Source organism: Nonomuraea sp. NPDC048826, from assembly GCF_043198225.1.
GTDB lineage: Bacteria > Actinomycetota > Actinomycetes > Streptosporangiales > Streptosporangiaceae > Nonomuraea.
Map to the genome: position 1 here is coordinate 379983 of NZ_JBICUQ010000008.1, position 19532 is coordinate 399514.

Annotated in this window: 16 protein-coding genes; 9 read left to right on the forward strand and 7 right to left on the reverse strand. The window is 71.3% G+C overall.

Annotated features, from left to right (window positions below; all coding sequences use genetic code 11):
- Nucleotides 1-121 precede the first annotated feature (121 nt).
- A complete protein-coding gene (locus ACGFI7_RS29435) occupies nucleotides 122-1078 on the reverse strand; it encodes an SDR family NAD(P)-dependent oxidoreductase (RefSeq protein ID WP_393410120.1) in 957 nt (318 codons plus the stop codon).
- Between the two features lie 34 nt (nucleotides 1079-1112).
- Nucleotides 1113-1835: a TetR/AcrR family transcriptional regulator gene (locus ACGFI7_RS29440; protein ID WP_393410122.1), complete on the reverse strand. Its 723-nt coding sequence runs from the start codon at nucleotides 1833-1835 to the stop codon at nucleotides 1113-1115.
- A gap of 87 nt (nucleotides 1836-1922) precedes the next feature.
- Between ACGFI7_RS29440 and ACGFI7_RS29445 the strand changes: the two genes are divergently transcribed.
- Nucleotides 1923-2678 (forward strand): siderophore-interacting protein, encoded by a 756-nt coding sequence (locus ACGFI7_RS29445; RefSeq protein ID WP_393410124.1) that lies wholly within the window; start codon nucleotides 1923-1925, stop codon nucleotides 2676-2678.
- Between the two features lie 3 nt (nucleotides 2679-2681).
- Here the strand turns inward: ACGFI7_RS29445 and ACGFI7_RS29450 are convergent, their stop codons facing one another.
- Entirely contained in the window at nucleotides 2682-3218 is a 537-nt protein-coding gene (locus ACGFI7_RS29450) for an NUDIX hydrolase family protein (protein WP_393410126.1), read from the reverse strand.
- An 85-nt stretch (nucleotides 3219-3303) separates the two neighbouring features.
- On the opposite strand from ACGFI7_RS29450, the gene ACGFI7_RS29455 reads away from it, so the two are divergent.
- Complete coding sequence (locus ACGFI7_RS29455; protein WP_393410128.1) at nucleotides 3304-4572, forward strand: alpha-amylase family protein; 1269 nt, start codon at nucleotides 3304-3306, stop codon at nucleotides 4570-4572.
- Here the strand turns inward: ACGFI7_RS29455 and ACGFI7_RS29460 are convergent.
- From ACGFI7_RS29460 to ACGFI7_RS29470, 3 genes are all read right to left on the reverse strand, one after another.
- Nucleotides 4562-5452 (reverse strand): LLM class F420-dependent oxidoreductase, encoded by an 891-nt coding sequence (locus ACGFI7_RS29460; RefSeq protein ID WP_393410130.1) that lies wholly within the window; start codon nucleotides 5450-5452, stop codon nucleotides 4562-4564. The genes ACGFI7_RS29455 and ACGFI7_RS29460 overlap by 11 nt on opposite strands.
- A 121-nt stretch (nucleotides 5453-5573) precedes the next feature.
- Complete coding sequence (locus tag ACGFI7_RS29465) at nucleotides 5574-5900, reverse strand: hypothetical protein (protein ID WP_393410132.1); 327 nt, start codon at nucleotides 5898-5900, stop codon at nucleotides 5574-5576.
- A 131-nt stretch (nucleotides 5901-6031) separates the two neighbouring features.
- A complete protein-coding gene (locus ACGFI7_RS29470; protein ID WP_393410134.1) occupies nucleotides 6032-6784 on the reverse strand; it encodes a DinB family protein in 753 nt (250 codons plus the stop codon).
- A 430-nt stretch (nucleotides 6785-7214) separates the two neighbouring features.
- Here ACGFI7_RS29470 and ACGFI7_RS29475 point away from each other — a divergent pair, with 430 nt between their 5' ends.
- Nucleotides 7215-8204: a TOMM precursor leader peptide-binding protein gene (locus ACGFI7_RS29475; RefSeq protein WP_393410136.1), complete on the forward strand. Its 990-nt coding sequence runs from the start codon at nucleotides 7215-7217 to the stop codon at nucleotides 8202-8204.
- The gene (locus tag ACGFI7_RS29480) at nucleotides 8201-9271 is read left to right on the forward strand and encodes a hypothetical protein (RefSeq protein ID WP_393410138.1); all 1071 of its coding nucleotides are present in this window, start codon (nucleotides 8201-8203) and stop codon (nucleotides 9269-9271) included. The genes ACGFI7_RS29475 and ACGFI7_RS29480 overlap by 4 nt, the downstream gene beginning before the upstream one ends.
- Nucleotides 9272-9411: 140 nt before the next feature.
- Here ACGFI7_RS29480 and ACGFI7_RS29485 read toward each other — a convergent pair whose 3' ends face one another.
- A complete protein-coding gene (locus ACGFI7_RS29485; RefSeq protein ID WP_393410533.1) occupies nucleotides 9412-11259 on the reverse strand; it encodes a protein kinase in 1848 nt (615 codons plus the stop codon).
- 315 nt (nucleotides 11260-11574) lie between these two features.
- On the opposite strand from ACGFI7_RS29485, the gene ACGFI7_RS29490 reads away from it, so the two are divergent.
- Genes ACGFI7_RS29490 through narI form a run of 5 tightly spaced genes read left to right on the forward strand, consistent with a single transcriptional unit; the run spans nucleotide 11575 to nucleotide 19440 of the window.
- Nucleotides 11575-12774 (forward strand): nitrate/nitrite transporter, encoded by a 1200-nt coding sequence (locus tag ACGFI7_RS29490; RefSeq protein ID WP_393410140.1) that lies wholly within the window; start codon nucleotides 11575-11577, stop codon nucleotides 12772-12774.
- A 12-nt stretch (nucleotides 12775-12786) separates the two neighbouring features.
- A complete protein-coding gene (locus ACGFI7_RS29495; RefSeq protein WP_393410142.1) occupies nucleotides 12787-16434 on the forward strand; it encodes a nitrate reductase subunit alpha in 3648 nt (1215 codons plus the stop codon).
- Nucleotides 16434-18086: a nitrate reductase subunit beta gene (narH, locus tag ACGFI7_RS29500; protein WP_393410143.1), complete on the forward strand. Its 1653-nt coding sequence runs from the start codon at nucleotides 16434-16436 to the stop codon at nucleotides 18084-18086. The genes ACGFI7_RS29495 and narH overlap by 1 nt, the downstream gene beginning before the upstream one ends.
- Nucleotides 18083-18721 (forward strand): nitrate reductase molybdenum cofactor assembly chaperone, encoded by a 639-nt coding sequence (gene narJ, locus ACGFI7_RS29505; protein ID WP_393410145.1) that lies wholly within the window; start codon nucleotides 18083-18085, stop codon nucleotides 18719-18721. Before narH ends, narJ begins: the two co-directional genes overlap by 4 nt.
- Nucleotides 18718-19440 carry a respiratory nitrate reductase subunit gamma gene (narI, locus tag ACGFI7_RS29510; RefSeq protein WP_393410147.1) on the forward strand — a complete coding sequence of 241 codons (723 nt, stop codon included), beginning with the start codon at nucleotides 18718-18720 and terminating at the stop codon, nucleotides 19438-19440. The genes narJ and narI overlap by 4 nt, the downstream gene beginning before the upstream one ends.
- The last annotated feature ends 92 nt before the right edge of the window (nucleotides 19441-19532 follow it).

The following is a 19532-nucleotide window of genomic DNA, read 5'->3' on the forward strand; positions in this document are numbered from 1 at the left end:
GGTGGCTGCTACGTCCCGGTCACTGCCACGTCCTGGTCACTGCCACGTCCTGGTCACTGCCACGTCCTGGTCACTGCCACGTCCCGGTCACTGCCACGTCCCGGTCATTGCTACGTCCCGGTCAGGCGAAGGCGTCGACGCCCGTCAGGTCCGCCGAGAGCCGCCACAGGCGGGCCGCCTGCTCGGGGTCGGTCGCGTGCGGGCTCACGCCCGGGCCCTGGCCCGTCGGGTCGGCCTGCTCCGCGATGTCGCAGTCCTCCAGGTAGACCCCGCCCATGCCGTCGAGCTGCGCCGAGGTCGCCGCCCACACCTGGGTGGACGCGCCCTGCTCCGGCGTCTTGAAGGTGTCGACGAGCTGGTTGCCGTCCTCGTCGATCCAGCCCGCCGCCACCATCTCCGCCTTGGGCAGGTGCCGCTGGAGCGGGGTGAGGATGCTGCCGGGGTGCAGGGCGAACGCACGCACCCCGAAGGGCGCCGCGAGCTTGTCCAGGTGGACGGCGAACAGCACGTTGGCGGTCTTGGCCTGCCCGTAGGCCGCCCACTTGTCGTAGCCGGAGGTGAACTGCACGTCGTCCCAGCGGATGCCGGTGATGCGGTGGGCGCCCGACGACACCGACACCACCCGTCCGCCGCCGCGCCGGACGGCGGGCCAGAGCCGGTTGACCAGGGCGTAGTGGCCCAGGTGGTTGGTGGCGAACTGCAGCTCCCATCCCGGCCCGACGCGGGTCTCAGGCGCGGCCATCACCGCCGCGCTGTTGATCATGATGTGCACGTCCCTGCCGGAGCCGAGGAACCGTTCGGCGAAGCCGCGCACGCTGTCGAGGTCCGCCAGGTCGAGCTCGTCCACCTCCACCCCGTCGATGCCGGCGACCGCCTCCCGCGCGTCGCCGGGCCGTCTGGCGGGCACCACGACCCGCGCCCCGGCCTCCGCGAGGGCGCGCGTGGTCTCCAGGCCGAGCCCCGAGTAGCCGCCGGTGACGATCGCCAGCTTCCCGGTGAGGTCGACGCCGTGCACCGCCTCACGCGCCGTGGTGCGGGCGCCGAAACCGGATCCGATCTTCTGCTGCGCTGTGGTCATGGGACCGAGGCTACGAAGTGGAGCGCGCTCCAGGTCAAGCCGGCGGCTCGTACGGCAGGCCGAGCCGGTCCGTCAGCTCGCGCAGGCACTCCTCGAAGACGGGCGCCAGATCGGACAGGGCGAAGCTGAGCTGGTGGAGCACCTCCATGGACAGCAGCCCGTACAGCCTGATCCAGGAGGTGAGGAAGACGTGGGCGGCCTCCGGCGGCAGCCTGCCGCCGATCCCGGCGGAGTAGGCGGTGAGCTGGTCGCGCAGTCCGGGGGCGAGCTCGACGGGCTCGGGCACCCGGAACCCGTCGGTCTCCCACAGCTCGGTGAAGATCTCCAGGAAGACCTGCTCGAAGCCGACCGCCGCCCGGTGTTCGGCCGAGTCGGGCCGCCGCTCGCCGGCCGGGGGCGCGGGCCGGGCGAACAGCCAGCCGAACTCGGCCCGGTGCGTGATCGCCCACTGCCGCATGGCACGGGCCGCGACGAGCAGGCGGCGGCCCGGGGGCGCCCCGGCGTGCGCGTCGCGGGCGGCGGCCAGGGCGGCGGCCAGTTCTTCGTAGAAGCCGGCGGTCAGCGCGGCGTGGAGATCGTCCAGGCCCGCGTAGTAGTGGTAGAGCGCCGGTCCGGTCATGCCGACCTCGCGGGCCACCGCGTTGATGGTCACGGCGGCCGGACCCTGCGTGACCAGCAGCCGGCGGGCGGCCGCGTGGATCTCGGCCAGCGTGTTACGCCGTTGCCGCTCGCGCCTGCCGGCGAGCTGCCCAGCCATCGTCCTCCTCGTGTGATCGGTTGACACGTAGGAGACCCTATGCTTCCTTAATGCCTCTAAGCAAACTTAGAGGCATTAAGGAGAAGGATGAAGACAGAACGGCGCAACCCGCTGACCACGATCTTCGCCAAGCACTTCACCCGGGCCACCGTGACCGACGTCGAGCCGGTGACCCCCGCCGTCCGGCGCATCCGCCTGGTCGCGGACGAGCCGCTCGCGCCGTCGTACACGCCCGGGCAGCACGTCAGGATCCAGATCAACGACCCGCTCTCGCTGCGCGGCCTGCTGCAGCCCGGCGACACGCTGCGCACGTACACGATCTGGGACTACGCGCCGCGCGAGCGCGCCATCGAGCTCCGCGCCCATCTGTACGGGGGAGACGGGATCGGGCTGCGCTGGGTGGAGTCGGTCCGGCCGGGCGAGCCGGTGACGTTCTGGGGTCCGCAGGGCGACTTCGCCACCCGCGACGCGGACTTCCACCTGTTCGTGGGAGAGGAGACGGCCGCCTGCGCGTTCGGGCCGATGATCCGCGCGCTGGGGGAGGAGGCCCGGGTGTACGGGGTGCTGGAGAGCGACAGGCCCGGCGAAGAACTGCCCCTCGACGGCCCGCACGACCTGCGGCGGGTCCACAGGCACGGCGCCTCCGCCGTGGCGTCGCCGGTGCTGCTGGCGGGGCTGGCCGCGCTGGAACTGCCCGGCAACACCGGCGCCGCCTACGTGGCGGGGGAGGCGCGGACCTGTCAGCTCGTCAGGAACTATCTGGTCCGCGAACGCAACTGGCCGCGGACCTCGATCAAGGTCAAGCCCTTCTGGGCCCCCGGCAAGCGGGGGCTGCACCACTGAGCCTCAGGTCAGCCGGCCGACGTGCGCCAGCGCCTGCTTGAGCAGCACCCCCTGGCCGCCGGTCATCTCCTGCTGGACCATGGGGGAGGCCGCCTCCTCCGGCGTGAACCACACCAGGTCGAGAGCGTCCTGCCGGGGCCGGCAGTCGCCGCGGACCGGCACGATGTAGGCGAGCGACACCGCGTGCTGGCGCGGGTCGTGGTAGGGCGTGACGCCGGGCGTCGGGAAGTATTCGGCCACCGTGAACGGCACCGGCGACGTGGGCAGGCTGGGCAGCGCGACCGTGCCGAGGTCCTTCTCCAGGTGGCGCAGCAGGGCGTCGCGGATCCGCTCGTGGTAGAGCACCCGCCCGGAGACCAGGGCCCTGCTGACGGTCCCGTCGGGCGCGATGCGCAGCAGCAGCCCGACGCGGGTCACGACGCCCGTGTCGTCCACCCGCACCGGAACCGCGTCGACGTACAGGATCGGCATGCGGCCGCGCACCGACTCGAGCTCCTCGGGAGCGAGCCAGCCGGGCGCGGTCTCGGTAATCTCGGTCACCCGTTGATCGTACTGTTCGCCGGATCGTGGCCGGTCAGCGGAGGTCGCGGGGGCGTGTCCCGGCCGTCGGCGTAGGCTCATCGGTGTGACGTGGTGGAAGCGGGGAGCCGTCTGGTGGCATGTGTATCCCCTGGGCTTCACGGGAGCCGAGCCGGAGGCCCCGCAGCCCGGCACGCCGGCGCGGCACCGTCTGCGGCGGCTGGAGTCGTGGCTCGGCTACGCCGCCGACCTGGGCTGTTCGGGCCTGCAGCTGGGGCCGGTCTTCGCGTCGGAGACGCACGGCTACGACACCGTCGACCATTTCCGCGTCGACCCCAGGCTCGGTGACGAGGACGACTTCGACCGGCTGGTGCGCGCCGCCCGTGACCACGGCCTGCGGATCATCCTGGACGGGGTGTTCAACCACGTGGGCAGGGGCCATCCGAAATTCGGCGACCCGGCCTGGGCGCACTGGTTCGTGCCGGTCGACGGCGGCCACGCCACGTTCGAGGGCCACCACGGCCTCGTCGCGCTCAACCACGACCACCCCGAGGTCCTCGACCACGTGGTCCGGGTGCTCGACCACTGGCTGGCCCGCGGGGCGTCCGGCTGGCGGCTGGACGCCGCGTACGCGATGCCCGCCTCCTTCTGGCACAAGGCGCTCGCCCAGGTGCGCCCGCGTCACCCCGAGGCGTGGTTCGGCGGCGAGGTGATCCACGGCGACTACATCGGCTACGTCGCGGAGAGCGGGCTGGACTCGGTCACCCAGTACGAACTGTGGAAGGCCGTCTGGAGCTCGCTGAACGACGGCAACTTCTACGAGCTGGCCTGGGCGCTGGAGCGGCACGACGCCCTGATGGAGTCCTTCGTGCCGCTCACCTTCGTCGGCAACCACGACGTGACCAGGATCGCCACCCGGCTGGCGGACGAACGCCATCTGGGCCACGCGCTGGCCGTGCTGTTCACCGTGGGCGGCGTCCCGAGCGTCTACTACGGCGACGAGCAGGGCCTGCGCGGGCTGAAGGAGGACCGGCCGGGCGGCGACGACGCGATCAGGCCGGCCTTCCCCGGCGCCCCCGGCGATCTCGACCCCGCCGGACGGCCGGTGCACGGGCTGCACCGGCGGCTGATCGGGCTGCGGCGGCGCCACCCGTGGCTGACCGCCGCCCGCACGGCCGTGCCCCATCTGACCAATACGGCCATGGCGCTCGAAAGCGTGGGCGGCGGCCGGCTGCTGACCTTGCTGAACACCGGCCAGGAGCCCTACCGGTTCCCCGTCGACGTCGCGGGCCTCACGGTCGCCGAACGCTCCCACCCGGACGCCGCCGACCCGTGCGTCGTGCCCGCGCACGGGTGGACGATCCTCACCGGATGAACGTCTCGGCGTAGCCGTGCAGCGCCTCGACGGTGGCCGCCACGCTCGCGGCGGGCGGCTGGACGACGAACGAGGTGACGCCCGCCTCCGCCAGGCGGCCCAGGTGGTCGCGGTGCTCCTCGACGGAGCCGCCGTCGATCATGAACGCGTGCGCCGGGGTGCGCACCTGCACGTCGATCGGCCCCGCGGCCAGCTCGCGGACCTCCGCGACATGCCCGGCGAGCTGCTCGACCGTGGTGATCGCCGGGGTCCTGACGGTACGGGCGAGCTCCCCGGTCGTCATGAAGGGGCTCCATCCCTGATGACGGGCGGCCCGGCGGCGGGCCAGGGTGCTGTTGCCGCCGATCCAGATGGGCGGCCCGCCTGGAGTCTCCGGAGCGGGCAGGGCGGCCACGCCGTGCGCCTCGAACATCGGCCCCTCGTGGTCGAACGGCACGGTCGTCCACACGCCCCGCATGACCTCGATCGACTCGTCGAAGCGGGTGTTGCGCTCGGCCCAGTCGACGCCCGCCGCCAGGAACTCCGAGCGCAGGTAGCCCGCCCCGGCCACCACCGTCAGCCGCCCGCCCGACAGCAGGTCGACCGTGGCCAGGCTCTTGGCCAGCAGGAACGGGTTGTGGTACGGCAGCACGAGCAGATACGTCATCAGCCGGATCCGCTCCGACACGGCGGCGCAGTAGCTCAGCGCGGCGACCGGGTCCAGCGTCTCGTGCCCGCCGGCGTCCAGCCACTTCTTCGACGGCGCCGGATGCTCGGTGAACCCGATCGCGGCGAACCCCGCCTCCTCGGCCGCCCTCACCACCTGTCGCATCGCGTCGGGCCGGACCAGGGCGGGGTCGTAGCCGGGCACGCTGACCGGGTACTCGACGGTGAACTTCACTCGGGCTCCTCCAGGCTCCAGGCGTGTCCCTCCATCGTAGTAATCTTATATCTGATAACCTAATAATCTACAATGTAAAGGGGCCGGGTCAGGTCCAACATCACGCGGCTCCATCCCACCGCTACCAACTCGTCACCCCAAAGGATCCGGTCGCCGGCGCGCGCGGCCTCAGCCCCGGCCTGGACCCTCTCGTGACCGGTCGGCTCCAGCACCAGTACCGCTCGATCAACAGCCGCGCCTGATCGCGCATACCCAGGCTGACCAGCCACTCGGCCAAGCTCACCGGCTGGGCGGCCAGCGTCCGCTCGTCGAGCGTGGCCGCCAGGTCGCGCGGATCCCGGGTGCCGGCGAACCACGGGAACACGACCTCGTGCAGGAGCGCGACGAACGCGTCCAACCGCTCCTGCCGCGACTCCGGGTCGGTGAGATCCACCTGTGCTCGATCCACGCCGACCAGCGTCGACAGCAGGTGCCCGCACACATAGTCGGACGCGCTCGGGTTCAGGGTCCGGTCAGGGTGGGCACGCCGCCAAGCGCGAACCCGCGAATCGCGCGGGCTTCATCGTCGACTCCTCCGGTTCAGGCATGGGCCTCGAGCGCGGCGAGGTCGCGCACCGCGTAGCGGTGATGCTCAGTCTCTTCCTTCAGCACCACCTTGAGGCAACGGCGCACGACGTACTCCTGGTCGGGGAAGGGATCCGCGGGCTTGCGGCCGCATACCCGATCGAGCTCGGCCTCGGTGAGCCCGTCGACGACGCGGCGCATCGTGGCCATGCGGGCGAGCCGCGGCGCGAGCACCTCGTCGAGCGTCGGGGCGGCGTCGAGGGCGAGGCCGAGCTTCGCTATCGCGTCAGGCGGCATCCAGGAACAGAGGCCCCACGGGTGGTACGGCGCCTCCTCCTCCGCCACCGCGTTGCCCAGCCAGGCGTCGCCGGCGAACAGCAGGTGCCGTTGGGTCTCCACGAACGACCACTCACCGTCGACCCGCTCGTGCAGCTTGGCCTCGGGCAGCAGTCGGGCGCGGTCGATCGTCGCCGCCCACAGCGTCTCGACGGCATCCCAGGCGGCCCGGTAGTCGCCGGGGGACGCGGCGTCACGCGCCAGCGCCCGTGCGGGGTGCCGGCGGTCGAGTTCGGCCTCGACGTAGGCGGTCACGTCGACATCGTTGACGACGAGCCGTTCGAAGGCGCCGCCGAGGTAGACGTCGCTCCCGTGGCAGTCGACGATCTTCAGGCCGCTGACCTCGCAATCGCGGATCTCCAGACCGCCGAGGTCGGACAGGTGGATGCGGGCGCCACGGAACTGGTCGCTCTGGACGTATTCGGTAGTCATCGCGGCAGTATCCCGCGCTTGTCCCGCCCGTGCCACGTCGGGCGGTCACGCGGCGCCCACCGAACGCGGTCACGCGGCGCCCACCCTGAACTGGGGCGGCAATGTGAGTTTTCCTCGGCAAATAATTGAGAATGGGAGAATTCCTGCGACTTAGGGCATCAATTGCCACACAGAACGTCATTGGGCCTCCCTGGTCCCGGTGATTCTCCTTACGATCACATCGGCCAACACGATCTACGAAGGGATCGCGCATGACGATCGAGATCAGGAAGGTCGAAGAAGTCGAGACCACCGGTAACAGCAACAGTTGCTGACCGTCGCGGGGCCCCCTTCGTGGGGCCCCGCCTTCATGCTCACAGGAGCCGTCTTCATGCCCAGGATTCAGGTGAATCCGGCTTTTCCGCTTTTCATTGATGACGCGCATGAGCAGGTGCGGCTGGGGGACTTCCCGCCGACCGGGCTGATCCTGGATCCGGCCGCCGCGCCGCTGCGCCGCCTCATCTGGCTGTGCGCCCGCGAACCGGTCGAGCAGGCCGACCTGTACGCGCTGATCGGCGAGGTGCCGCCGGAGGAGGTCGACGCGGCGGTGGCGCGGCTGCTGGAGGCCCGCGTCCTGGTCACCGGCGAGGAGCTCGACGCGCTGGCGGCCGACGCCGGGCTCTCCCGCTTCGCGTTGTTCCTGTCGATGTTCCGGCCCGCGGCCGAGGTCACCGCCGCGCTCGCCGAGCTGCGCCGCACGCACGTGGCGGTGCTGGGCGTCGGGGCGATCGGCGGGGCGGTCGCGCTCCAGCTCGCCACCGGCGGCGTCGGCCGGCTCACGCTGCTGGACCACGACCGGGTGGAGGTGAGCAACCTGCACCGCCAGCACCTGTACACGGCGGCGGACGTGGGCGAGCCCAAGACGGCGGCCGCGGCGCGGCGGCTGCGGGCGCACCGCCCGGGGGTGCGGGTGACCGCCGTCGAGCGGCGTATCGCCGGGCCCGGGGACGTGGTGACGGCGGCCGACCTCGTGGTCAGCACCGTCGACACGCCGCGGCCTGACGTCGCCCGCTGGGTGAACCGGGCCTGCGTCGAGGCCGGGGTGCCGTTCGTGACGGGCGGGTTCAACCAGCACGTGGGGCTGGTCGGGCCGCTCGTGGTGCCCGGCAAGACCGGCTGCCTGGTGTGCCAGGAACGGTCGCTGGCCGCCCGGTACGGCGGCGCCGAGCTGCCTCTCAGCGACAACCCGGAACGGGTGATCCCGGCCTTCGGGCCGCTGTGCCAGATCGTGTCGGGGATGCTGGCCTCCGAGGTGATCCGCTATCTGGCCGGCGCCGGCGCCCCGGCGGTGGAGGGGCGGAGCGTCTGGCTCGACCTGCTGACGTTGACCACCTCGATCAGGGAGTTCCCGCGCTACGACGGGTGCGAGGTCTGCGGGTGAACACCGATCTGTCCTTCCTGACGGTGGTGGCCGACGGGCCGGACGACTACGTGATCGGCAACGGGGAGACGTTCGTGCACGTCCCGGCGGTGGCCGCGGCGGTGGTGGCGGCGCTCGACGGCACCCGCACGGTGGCGCAGGCGCGTGAGCGGGTGCGGGCCGAGCGGGGGGTGGACGTGGACGTGGCCGCCTTCGTCGGCGGGCTGGAGGGGGCGGGGCTGCTGCGGCGGGCCGGGCGGCGGCCCAACGTGTGGGACCGGATCCGGCCCCGGCACGTGGCCTGGTTCTTCTCCCGTCCGGCGGACGTCGCGCTGCTGCTGCTCACCGGGTGCGCGCTGGCGGCGGCGGTGGCCGAGCCGAGGGCGCGGCCCGGGGTGTCGTCGCTGGTGTGGCAGGGAAGTCTGACGTTCACGCTGGCGTTCGCGGCCGGGTCGTGGATGCTGGTCCTCCTGCACGAGCTGGGGCACATCGCCGCGGCGCGGTCGCTGGGGGTGCGGGCGGAGCTGTCGCTGGGCACCCGGCTGCAGTTCCTGGTGGTGCAGACCCGGATGACCGGGGTGTGGGGGGTGCCGCGGCGGGCCCGCTACCGCGCCTATCTGGCGGGGATGCGGGTGGACTGGGTGCTGATCTGCCTGTCGGCGTGCGTGCTGTGGGTGGCCGAGTCGGCGCTCGCGCGGCTGGTGATGGTGATCTGCCTGGCGCAGGTGGTCTGGCAGTTCCTGTTCTTCATGCGTACGGACGTGTACTACGTGTTCGCCAACGCGAGCGGGAACAAGAATCTGATGGCCGACGCGCAGGCGTATCTGCGCGGGCGGGGCGGCGGGGGGCGGCGGAGTGTGCGGGTGTACGCGTGGTTCGTGGTCGTGGGGCGGGTTTTGGGCCTGGCCTTCTTCGCCTTTTACACGGTGCCGATCACGGTGGTGGTGTGCCGTCGGGCGATGGCGGAACTGGCGGCCGGGTCTTTGTGGCAACCGGTGGCCACTCTGGCGATTGTCGGCGCGGGCTGGGTGCTTTATCTGGCTGTTCTGGGCCGCCGTTTCCGGCGATGGATTCCGTCATCTCGGTGATGCGCCCGGAGATTAATTTCCGGGCGCGGTGCCAGGATAATCCGGCCGGGTCGACGGCGGCGTCGGGGATAAACGCAAGGCCGCCTCACGCCGATCGTGCCCTTCTTCTCCGGGAGCGGGACGGGGAGCGGGACACTTCGCTAACTCTCTTTGGTTGCCAGCAACGAGTACATCACCACGTCGCCGACCTGGGTGGCTGACAGTCTGGCCAGCCGGAAACCCTGCGCGAGCAGCGCCTCCCTGCGGCGCACGTGCTCCTCTGCCGACAGGCCGGTATAGCTGTAGAAGGCGCTGTTCCATGGCCGCCACATCGCCGTGAACAACCCGTTGGTGCCTATCGTGGCCACTTCGGGGATGTAGCCGGCATCCATGCGCTTGTCGAATTCCTTCTGGTACTGGGCCCGGGTCTGGTTGATGGTCATCTGCCAGTCGGCGGTGTCGCCCGGGACCCAGGCGACGTTGAAGCGGTTTCCATAGGCGGTTATCCAGGCCGGGATCAATCCGTTGACAAGGGCCTCCTCGTTGCGCCGGCGCAGGTCGGCCGCGGTCAGCCCGAAGTAGGCCATGTGGGCTCCGTCGCGCCGCTCCATCACGCTGGCGAACACCTGCCCGTCCGGTCCGGCCGTGGCGACCGTCTCCTGGTATCCCTTTGCGCTCCACTTCTGCCAGAACGTGCGGTACTCCTCGGCGGACAGGTCGTGAGCCGTCACGAAATCCGGGCCGCTCTGCTTGAGCCAGAGTGCTGTGTAGCCCCGGTTCGTGATCGACAACGACACGGGGCGGAAATCGCGGGCGGTGAGACTCTTCACCTTCTTCGCGTGTTCGGCCTCGCTGACCTCGTAGTAGGCCTCCATGCCGGAACTCTTGAGGCCGGACGGGATCGGCACGTCCGGAGTGTTCCTGGGCTGGGTGGTGATCAGTGGCGCGGACGGGGTCGTGACCGCCTCGGTGGCGGGAGAGGTCGTTACGGGCTCGGGGGCCGGGGTGTCCACCGGTGCTTGTGTGATCACTTCGGTGTCCGCCCGCTGGGAGACCGGGTTCACCGTCTGCCCCGGGCCCGGATCCACCAGCCGGACCAGGACGAGGGTGACGCCAACCGCCGCCACGGCTGCGATCACGGAGATGATGACCGCAGGCTTCTTGCCCCGCTTGCGGCCCACCCAAGTGCCGGACTCGGGCGTGGCTGGACTGCCGATGAGGCGGATCACGAGATCGACGGCGCTGGGCCTCATGGCCGGGTTCTTGGCCAGGGCGGCGGCGACGGTCGGCCTGATCGACTCGGGCACCTGGGCCAGATCGGGCTCCTCGGACAGGATGCGGCGCATGACGGCGGCGATCTCGCCGCCGCCGAAGGCGTGGCGCCCCTGAGCGGCGAAGGCCACCAGGGCGCCCCAGGCGAACACGTCGGTCGCGGCCGTGGCGCGCTGACCCTCGAAGGTCTCAGGCGCCATGTACAGCGGCGTCCCCACGAGCTGGCCGGAGGCGGTGAGCGAGCCACCGGGCAGGCGGGCGATGCCGAAGTCGATCAGGCGCGGCCCGTCCGGGCCCAGCAGCACGTTGTCGGGTTTGACGTCGCGGTGCACGATCCCGGCCTGGTGGATGGCGGACAGCGCGGTGGCCAGCCCGGTCGCCAGCCGGTGCACCGCGTCGGGCGGCAGCGGTCCATTCCGCTCCACGCGGTCGCGCAGGCTGGGGCCCTCGACATATTCGCTGACGATGTACGGCAGATCATCTTCGAGTTTCGCCTCGACCACGCGTGCGGTGAAGGCTGGGGCCGTACGGCGGGCGATCTCCATCTCCCTGGCGAACCTGGCGCGGGTCTCGGCGTCGGTCAGAGCGTGCGGGTGAGGAACCTTGATCGCGAAGCAGGCCCCGGCATCGTCCTCGCCGAGGAAGACGATTCCTTGACCGCCGCTCCCGAGCCTCCCCCGGAGACGGAAACGCCCAATGTGTAAAGGATCGACGGACTGAAGGGGCAAAAGCGTCATGGGGGAGTTTATAGGCGAAGCTGCGCCGGGCAACAGTCGAACGAGCGGTGTGTTGATCTTTCTGGTCGCTGGACGAGCCTGCGCCGTTGCGCTGGTCGAGATGCCGGTTGGTCGGCGGCGTGCCGGTGAGCCCGGCGCTCCGATGGCCGAACCGGTGACGGAGGTGCGGAAGATCGTGCCGAGCGCGGGGTGGGATATGGAGTCCGGAAGATGATCGTCGTTTGGTCCAACTTCGTGGGACTAAAGGCCCTTTAGCGGGCATGGGAGATCGGGAAGGCTTGGCAGTCCTAGCGTTCTCCTGGAGGTGGACCCACCATGCCTGCCGCACCGCCCGCCGCCACGGGCACGTCCACGGCGAGCCGCATCACCGCGCTGTGCCTGGCGACCGCCGCGTTCGCGGTGAACTTCTGGGCCTGGGCGCTGCTCAGCCCTCTCGGGCCCGTCTACCAGCAGTCGATGGGACTGAGCGCCACCGAGGTGTCGGTGCTGGTCGCCGTCCCGGTGATCGTCGGGTCGCTGGGGCGGATCTTCCTCGGCGCGCTGACCGACCGTTTCGGCGGCCGGCTGGTGTTCGGGGTGACGACGCTGATCGGCGTGATCCCGGTGGTCTTCCTGGCCTTCGCCGAGAGCTACTCGCTGCTCCTGGCGGGCGGGCTGCTGCTGGGCCTGACCGGCGCCACGTTCGCGATCGGCGTCCCGTTCGTCAACGCGTGGTTCCCGCCGGAGCGCCGCGGCCTGGCGCTGGGCGTGTTCGGCATGGGCAACATCGGCACCGCCATCTCCGGCTTCGCCACCCCCTGGCTGGCCGACGAGTTCGGCCGCCGCGCCCCCTTCTTCGTGGTCGCGGCCGCGCTCGCCGTGACCGGGGTGGTCTTCCTGCTGGCCGGCCGGAACGCCCCCGGCGCCAAGCCCGCCACCGAGTCGTTCCTGAAGAGGTTCACCGACGCCGCCCGGATGCGGGTGACCATCGAGCTGGCCGGCATGTACGCGCTCACCTTCGGCGGGTTCGTCGCCTTCGGCGTCTACCTGCCGCTCTACCTGCAGAGCGTGTACGAGCTGACGGTGGCCGACGCGGCGGCCCGCGCGGCCGGGTTCGTGGTGCTGGCCACGCTGGCCCGCCCGGTGGGCGGCTGGCTGTCGGACCGGATCGGCGGCGAGGTCGTCCTGGCCTACGTGCTGGCGGTGGTGTTCGGCTGCGCGATCGTGGTCTCGTTCGCGCCGGGGATGCCGCTGGCGACGGTCGGGTTCCTGGCGATGGCGGCGGCGCTCGGGCTGGGCAACGGCGCGGTGTTCGCGATCCTCGGGCGGTCCGTGCCGGTCGCGATGGTCGGCAGCGCCACCGGTGTGGTGGGCGCGGCCGGCGGGCTCGGCGGGTTCCTGCCGCCGATCGTGATGGGGCTGATCTTCGAGGCGACCGGCTCGTACTCGATCGGGCTCATGCTGCTGGCGACCATGGCGTTCGGCGCCTTCGTCTACTGCTGGTTCATCCTCCGCGTCCGCGCGCGGACCTCATAGAAAGAGAGCCAAATGTCCGGCATGGACGGACCGCTCACCGACGCCTTGCTCCGGCTGGGACGCTATCTGCACCCCGGCACGATGTCCCCCGACCTGCGCACGCTGCACCAGATCGGCGGGCGCCAGGCCGACGCGTTCTACCGTGACCGGTGGAGCCACGACAAGGTCGTGCGGTCGACGCACGGCGTGAACTGCACCGGATCCTGCTCCTGGAAGGTGTACGTCAAGGACGGCGTCATCACCTGGGAGGCGCAGCAGACGGACTACCCCAGCGTGGGCGGCGACCGGCCGGAGTACGAGCCGCGCGGCTGCCCGCGCGGCGCCGCCTTCTCCTGGTACACCTACTCGCCGACCCGGGTGCGTTTCCCGTACGCCCGCGGCGTGCTGGTCTCCATGTACCGGGAGGCCAAGGCCAGGCTGGGCGATCCGGTCGCGGCCTGGGCGGAGATCACCACCGACCCGGACAAACGCCGCCGCTACCAGTCGGCGCGCGGCAAGGGCGGGCTGGTGCGCGTCACCTGGGACGAGGCCGCCGAGATCATCGCCGCCGCGCACGTGCACACGATCAAGACGTACGGGCCGGACCGGGTGGCCGGGTTCTCCCCGATCCCGGCCATGTCGATGGCCTCGCACGCCGTGGGCGCCCGGTTCATCTCGCTGATCGGCGGCGCGATGCTGTCGTTCTACGACTGGTACGCCGACCTGCCGGTGGCCTCCCCGCAGGTGTTCGGCGACCAGACGGACGTGCCGGAGTCGGCCGACTGGTGGGACGCGGCGTACCTGATGCTGTGGGGCTCGAACGTGCCCGTCACCCGCACCCCGGACGCGCACTACATGACCGAGGCCCGCTACCGCGGCCAGAAGGTCGTGGTGATGTCGCCCGACTACAGCGACGCCGCCAAGTTCGCCGACGAGTGGCTGGCCCCGCACCCGGGCACGGACGGGGCGCTGGCGATGGCCATGGGGCACGTGATCCTCAAGGAGTTCTTCGTCGACTCCAGCACCCCGTACTTCGCCGACTACGTGCGCCGCTACACCGACCTGCCGTTCCTGGTGCGGATGCGGGAGCGCGAGCCGGGCCGGTACGTGCCGGACAAGTTCCTCACCGCCGCCGATCTCGGCCAGGAAGGGAAGGAGGCGGCGTTCCGTACCGCCGTGTGGGACGCGGGCGCGGGCGAGGTCGCGGTGCCGAACGGCTCGCTCGGGTTCCGCTTCGCCGAGGCGGACGAGGGCCGGTGGAACCTCGACCTGGGCGAGGTGTCCCCGGCGCTGACCATGCTCGACACCGGCGAGGCCGTCACGGTCGCGCTGCCCCGCTTCGACGGGAGCGAGGCCGGCGTGCTGGAACGCGGGGTGCCGGTGCGACGGGTCGGCGACCACCTGGTGACGACCGTGTTCGACCTGCTGCTGGCCCAGTACGGGGTGCGCCGCGGCGGGCTGCCGGGCCGCTGGCCGCAGGGCTACGACGACGCGAGCGAGCCGTACACCCCGGCCTGGCAGGAGGCGATCACGTCGGTTCCGGCCGCGCAGGCCACCCGCATCGCCAGGGAGTTCGCCCGCAACGCCGACGACTCCCGCGGCCGCTCCATGATCATCATGGGCGCCGGGACCAACCACTGGTTCCACTCCGACACGATCTACCGGGCCTTCCTGGCCCTGGTCACGCTCACCGGCTGCCAGGGGGTCAACGGCGGCGGCTGGGCGCACTACGTCGGCCAGGAGAAGTGCCGGCCGGTCACCGGCTGGTCGCACCTGGCCTTCGCCGCCGACTGGTCCAGGCCGCCCCGCCAGATGATCGGCACCGCGTACTGGTACCTGCACACCGACCAGTGGCGCTACGACACCTACCGGGCCGACGTGGTCGCCTCGCCGCTGGGCGACGGCGCGTTCGCCGGCCGGACCACCGCCGACCTGCTGTCGCAGTCGGCCCGGCTGGGCTGGATGCCGTCCCATCCGACGTTCGGCCGCAACCCGCTGGACCTGGCCGACGAGGCGCGGGCCGCCGGGCAGGAACCCGGCCCGTACCTCGCCGCCAAGGTCGCCTCCGGCGAGCTCCGCTTCGCCTGCGAGGACCCGGACGCGCCGGAGAACTGGCCGCGCGTGCTGACCGTGTGGCGGGCCAACCTGCTCGGCTCCTCGGCCAAGGGCGACGAGTACTTCCTGCGGCACCTGCTCGGCACCGACGCCTCGCTGCGGGCCGAGGAGGCCGCGCCGGACCAGCGGCCCGACGGGGTCACCTGGCGGGAGGAGGCGCCGCGGGGCAAGCTCGACCTGCTGCTGTCGCTCGACTTCCGGATGACCTCCACCACGCTGTTCTCCGACATCGTGCTGCCGGCCGCGACCTGGTACGAGAAGCACGACCTGTCGTCGACCGACATGCACCCGTTCGTGCACTCGTTCAACCCGGCCATCGACCCGCCCTGGCAGACCCGCAGCGACTTCGCCGCCTTCCACACGATCGCCCGCGCCTTCAGCACCCTGGCCGCCGATCACCTGGGCACCCGCGCCGACCTGGTGGCGGTGCCGCTCATCCACGACACGCCCGACGAGCTGGCCACCCCGCACGGCCGGGTCCGCGACTGGCGGCAGACCGGCGAGACGCCGACGCCCGGCCTGGACTTCCCGAAGATCGTCGAGGTGAAGCGCGACTACGCCGCGGTCGCCGAGAAGATGGCCTCGCTCGGCCCGCTCGCCGAGCGACTGGGCGCCACCACCAAGGGCATCACCTACGACCTGAGCGGCGAGATCGAACGGCTGGGCCGGACCAACGGCCTCACCGCGAACGGCCGGCCGTCGCTGGCCCGCGACGTCGACCTGTGCGAGGCCATCCTGGCGCTGTCGGGCACCACCAACGGGCGGCTGGCCGCGCAGGGCTTCGCCACGCTGGCGCGCCGCACCGGCACCTCCTTCGACGGGCTGGCCGACGAGCACCGCCACATCACCTTCGCCGACACCCAGGCCCGGCCCGTCCCGGTCATCACCTCGCCCGAATGGTCGGGCAGCGAGACCGGCGGCCGCCGCTACTCGGCCTTCACCATCAACGTCGAGCACCGCAAACCCTGGCACACCCTCACCGGGCGCCAGCACTTCTACCTGGACCACGACTGGATGCAGGAGGCGGGGGAGACGCTGCCCGTCTACCGGCCGCCGCTCAACATGACCGCGATGTTCGGCGAGCCCGGCGTCGGCGACAGCACCGCCGACGGCATCACCGTGCGCTACCTGACGCCGCACTCCAAGTGGTCCATCCACTCCGAGTATCAGGACAACCTGCTCATGCTGACGCTCTCACGGGGCGGCCCGACGATCTGGATGAGCCCCGCGGACGCCGCCAAGGCCGGCATCGCGGACAACGACTGGATCGAGGCCGTCAACCGCAACGGCGTCGTGGTGGCCCGCGCCATCGTCTCCCATCGGATGCCCGAGGGGACCGTGTACATGTACCACGCGCAGGAACGGGTGGTGGACGTGCCCAAGAGCGAGACGTCCGGCCGGCGCGGCGGCATCCACAACTCGCTCACCCGGCTGCTGGTCAAGCCGACGCACCTCATCGGCGGCTACGCCCAGCTGTCGTTCGCGTTCAACTACCTCGGGCCCACCGGCAACCAGCGCGACGAGGTGACCGTGATCCGGCGGCGCTCCCAGGAGGTGGACTACTGATGAAAGTCATGGGCCAGCTGGCCATGGTGATGAACCTGGACAAGTGCATCGGCTGCCACACCTGCTCGGTCACCTGCAAGCAGGCGTGGACCAACCGGGCCGGCACCGAGTACGTCTGGTTCAACAACGTCGAGACCCGCCCCGGGCTCGGCTACCCCCGCACCTACCAGGACCAAAAGAAGTGGCAGGGCGGTTGGGAGCTGAACGCGCGCGGCCGGCTCAAGCTGAAGGCCGGCGGCCGGCTCCGCAAGCTGCTGACCATCTTCGCCAACCCGCTCATGCCGTCCATCCAGGACTACTACGAGCCCTGGACGTACGACTACGACCGCCTCTTCTCGGCCCCCATGACCGAGGACACCCCGGTCGCCCGCCCCAAGTCGCTCATCACCGGCGAACCCACCAAGATCACCTGGTCGGCGAACTGGGACGACAACCTGGCCGGCTCGCCCGAGCTGACCCGCGCCGACCCGGTGCTGCAGAAGGTCTCCGACCAGGTCAAGCTGGAGTTCGAGCGCTCGTTCATGTTCTACCTGCCGCGCATCTGCGAGCACTGCCTCAACCCCTCGTGCGTGGCCTCGTGCCCGTCGGGCGCCATGTACAAGCGCTCCGAGGACGGCATCGTCCTGGTCGACCAGGACCGCTGCCGCGGCTGGCGGATGTGCGTGACCGGCTGCCCGTACAAGAAGGTGTACTTCAACCACCGCACCGGCAAGGCGGAGAAGTGCACGTTCTGCTTCCCCCGCGTCGAGGTCGGCATCCCGACCGTCTGCTCCGAGACGTGCGTCGGGCGGCTGCGCTACATCGGGCTCATCCTGTACGACGCCGACCGGGTCGCCGAGGCGGCGCAGACGCCGGACGAGAAGGATCTGTACGAGGCGCAGAAGAGCGTGCTGCTCGACCCGAACGACCCGGAGGTGATCGCCGGCGCCCGCGCCTCCGGCATCCCCGAGGACTGGCTTGAGGCGGCCCAGCGCTCGCCGATCCACCGGCTCATCTTCGACTACGGGGTCGCGCTGCCGCTGCATCCCGAGTACCGCACGATGCCGATGGTCTGGTACATCCCGCCGCTGTCGCCCGTCGTCGACGTGCTGACCGAGACCGGGCACGACGGCGAGGAGGCGGGCAACCTGTTCGGCGCCATCGAGTCGCTGCGCATCCCCGTCGAGTACCTGGCCGAGCTGTTCACCGCTGGCGACCCCGGCCCGGTCAAGCAGGTGCTGCGCCGCCTGGCCGCGATGCGCTCCTACATGCGCAGGCTCAACCTCGGCCAGGAGCCCGACGAGAGCATCGCCGAGGCGGTCGGCATGACCGGCGGCCAGGTCGAGTCCATGCACCGGCTGCTCGCCCTGGCCCCCTACGGCGAGCGGTACGTGATCCCCAAGGCGCACGCCGAGCAGGCCGCCGACCTGGAGGAGCTGGCCACCGGGTGCAGCCTCGACTACGACGGCGGCCCCGGCATGGGCGGGCCGTTCGGCGAGGCGTCCGGCACGCCCGCGCCGATCGCGGTGGAGAACTTCCACGCGCTGCGCGAACGGCAGAAGGGCGACGAACTGGAGCGGGCCGACGAGCTGCGCGGCCGCGTCAACCTGTTGAACTGGGACGGCAAGGGCACACCCGAGGGCCTGTTCCCCCGCCGCAAGGAGGACTCGTGATCGACCGTGCCGTCCATCTGGCCGCGTCGGTGCTGCTCAGCTATCCCGACGATCGGCTGGCCGAGGCGCTGCCGCTGCTGGACCGTACCGTCGAGGCCCTGCCCGGCGGCGAGCCGGCCCGGCGGCTGCGCGCCTTCCTCGACCACGCCGTCGCGACCACGCCGCAGGACCTGGCCGAGCACTACGTGGCCACGTTCGACCTCAAGCGCCGCTGCTGCCTGTACCTGACCTACTACACCTACGGCGACACCAGGAAGCGCGGGATGGCGCTGCTGCGGTTCAAGCACGCCTTCCGCGAGGCGGGGTTCGAGCCCGCCGAGGGCGAGCTGCCCGACCACCTGGCCGTGGTGTGCGAACTGTCGGCGCGCGGCGGCACCGCCCAGGCCGAGCGGCTGCTGCGCGAGCACCGGGCGGGCCTGGACCTGCTGCAGAAGGCGCTGGAGTCGGAGCGCTCCCCGTACGCGCACGTGGTCGCCGCGGTGCTGGCCACGCTGCCGGCCGCCACCGCCCGCGAGCGCGCCGCCGCCGCCAGGCTCGCCGCCGAGGGGCCGCCGGCCGAGGAGGTCGGCCTGGCGCCGTACCCGGTGAACGGATCAGGCCCGCAGCAGTTCCCGACCCATGGAGGTCCACGATGAGCCCGCTCGACCTGCTGCTGTGGGTGGTGGCCCCGTACGTGGCGCTGACCGTCTTCGTGCTCGGCCACGTCTGGCGCTACCGCTACGACAAGTTCGGCTGGACCACCCGCTCCTCGCAGCTGTACGAGTCGCGGCTGCTGCGCGTCGGCAGCCCGCTGTTCCACTTCGGCATCCTCGTCGTCATCCTCGGGCACGTGGGCGGGCTGGTGATCCCCAAGTCGTGGACCGAGGCGGTGGGCATCACCGAGGGGATGTACCACGTGGTCGCCGTCGTGCTCGGCACCATCGCCGGGGTGTGCACGCTCGCGGGCCTGGCCATCCTCATCTACCGGCGGCGCACCGTCGGCCCGGTCTTCACCGCCACCACCCGCAACGACAAGCTCATGTACGCGGTCCTGGCGGTGGTGATCGTGCTCGGGCTGGCCGCCACCGTGGCCGCGAACGTGCTGGGCGGCGGCTACGACTACCGCACGACGGTCTCACCCTGGTTCCGGTCCGTCTTCGTCTTCCAGCCGCAGGCGGAGCTGATGGCCGGGGCGCCGCTGCTGTTCCAGCTGCACGCGCTCAGCGCGCTGGTGCTCTTCGCCATCTGGCCGTTCACGCGGCTGGTGCACATGCTCACCGCGCCGATCGGCTACCTGACCCGCCCGTACATCGTCTACCGCAGCCGCGAGCCCGTCACCCGCACCCCCGGCTGGACGCCCACCACCAGGCGGTGAGCGCCGGCCTTTGGTGACTCTTCGGGACCAAAGACCATCCGATCAGGGCCTTCTTCCCCGGGAACCGCGACCCCCGGTTGGCGAAACTGGAG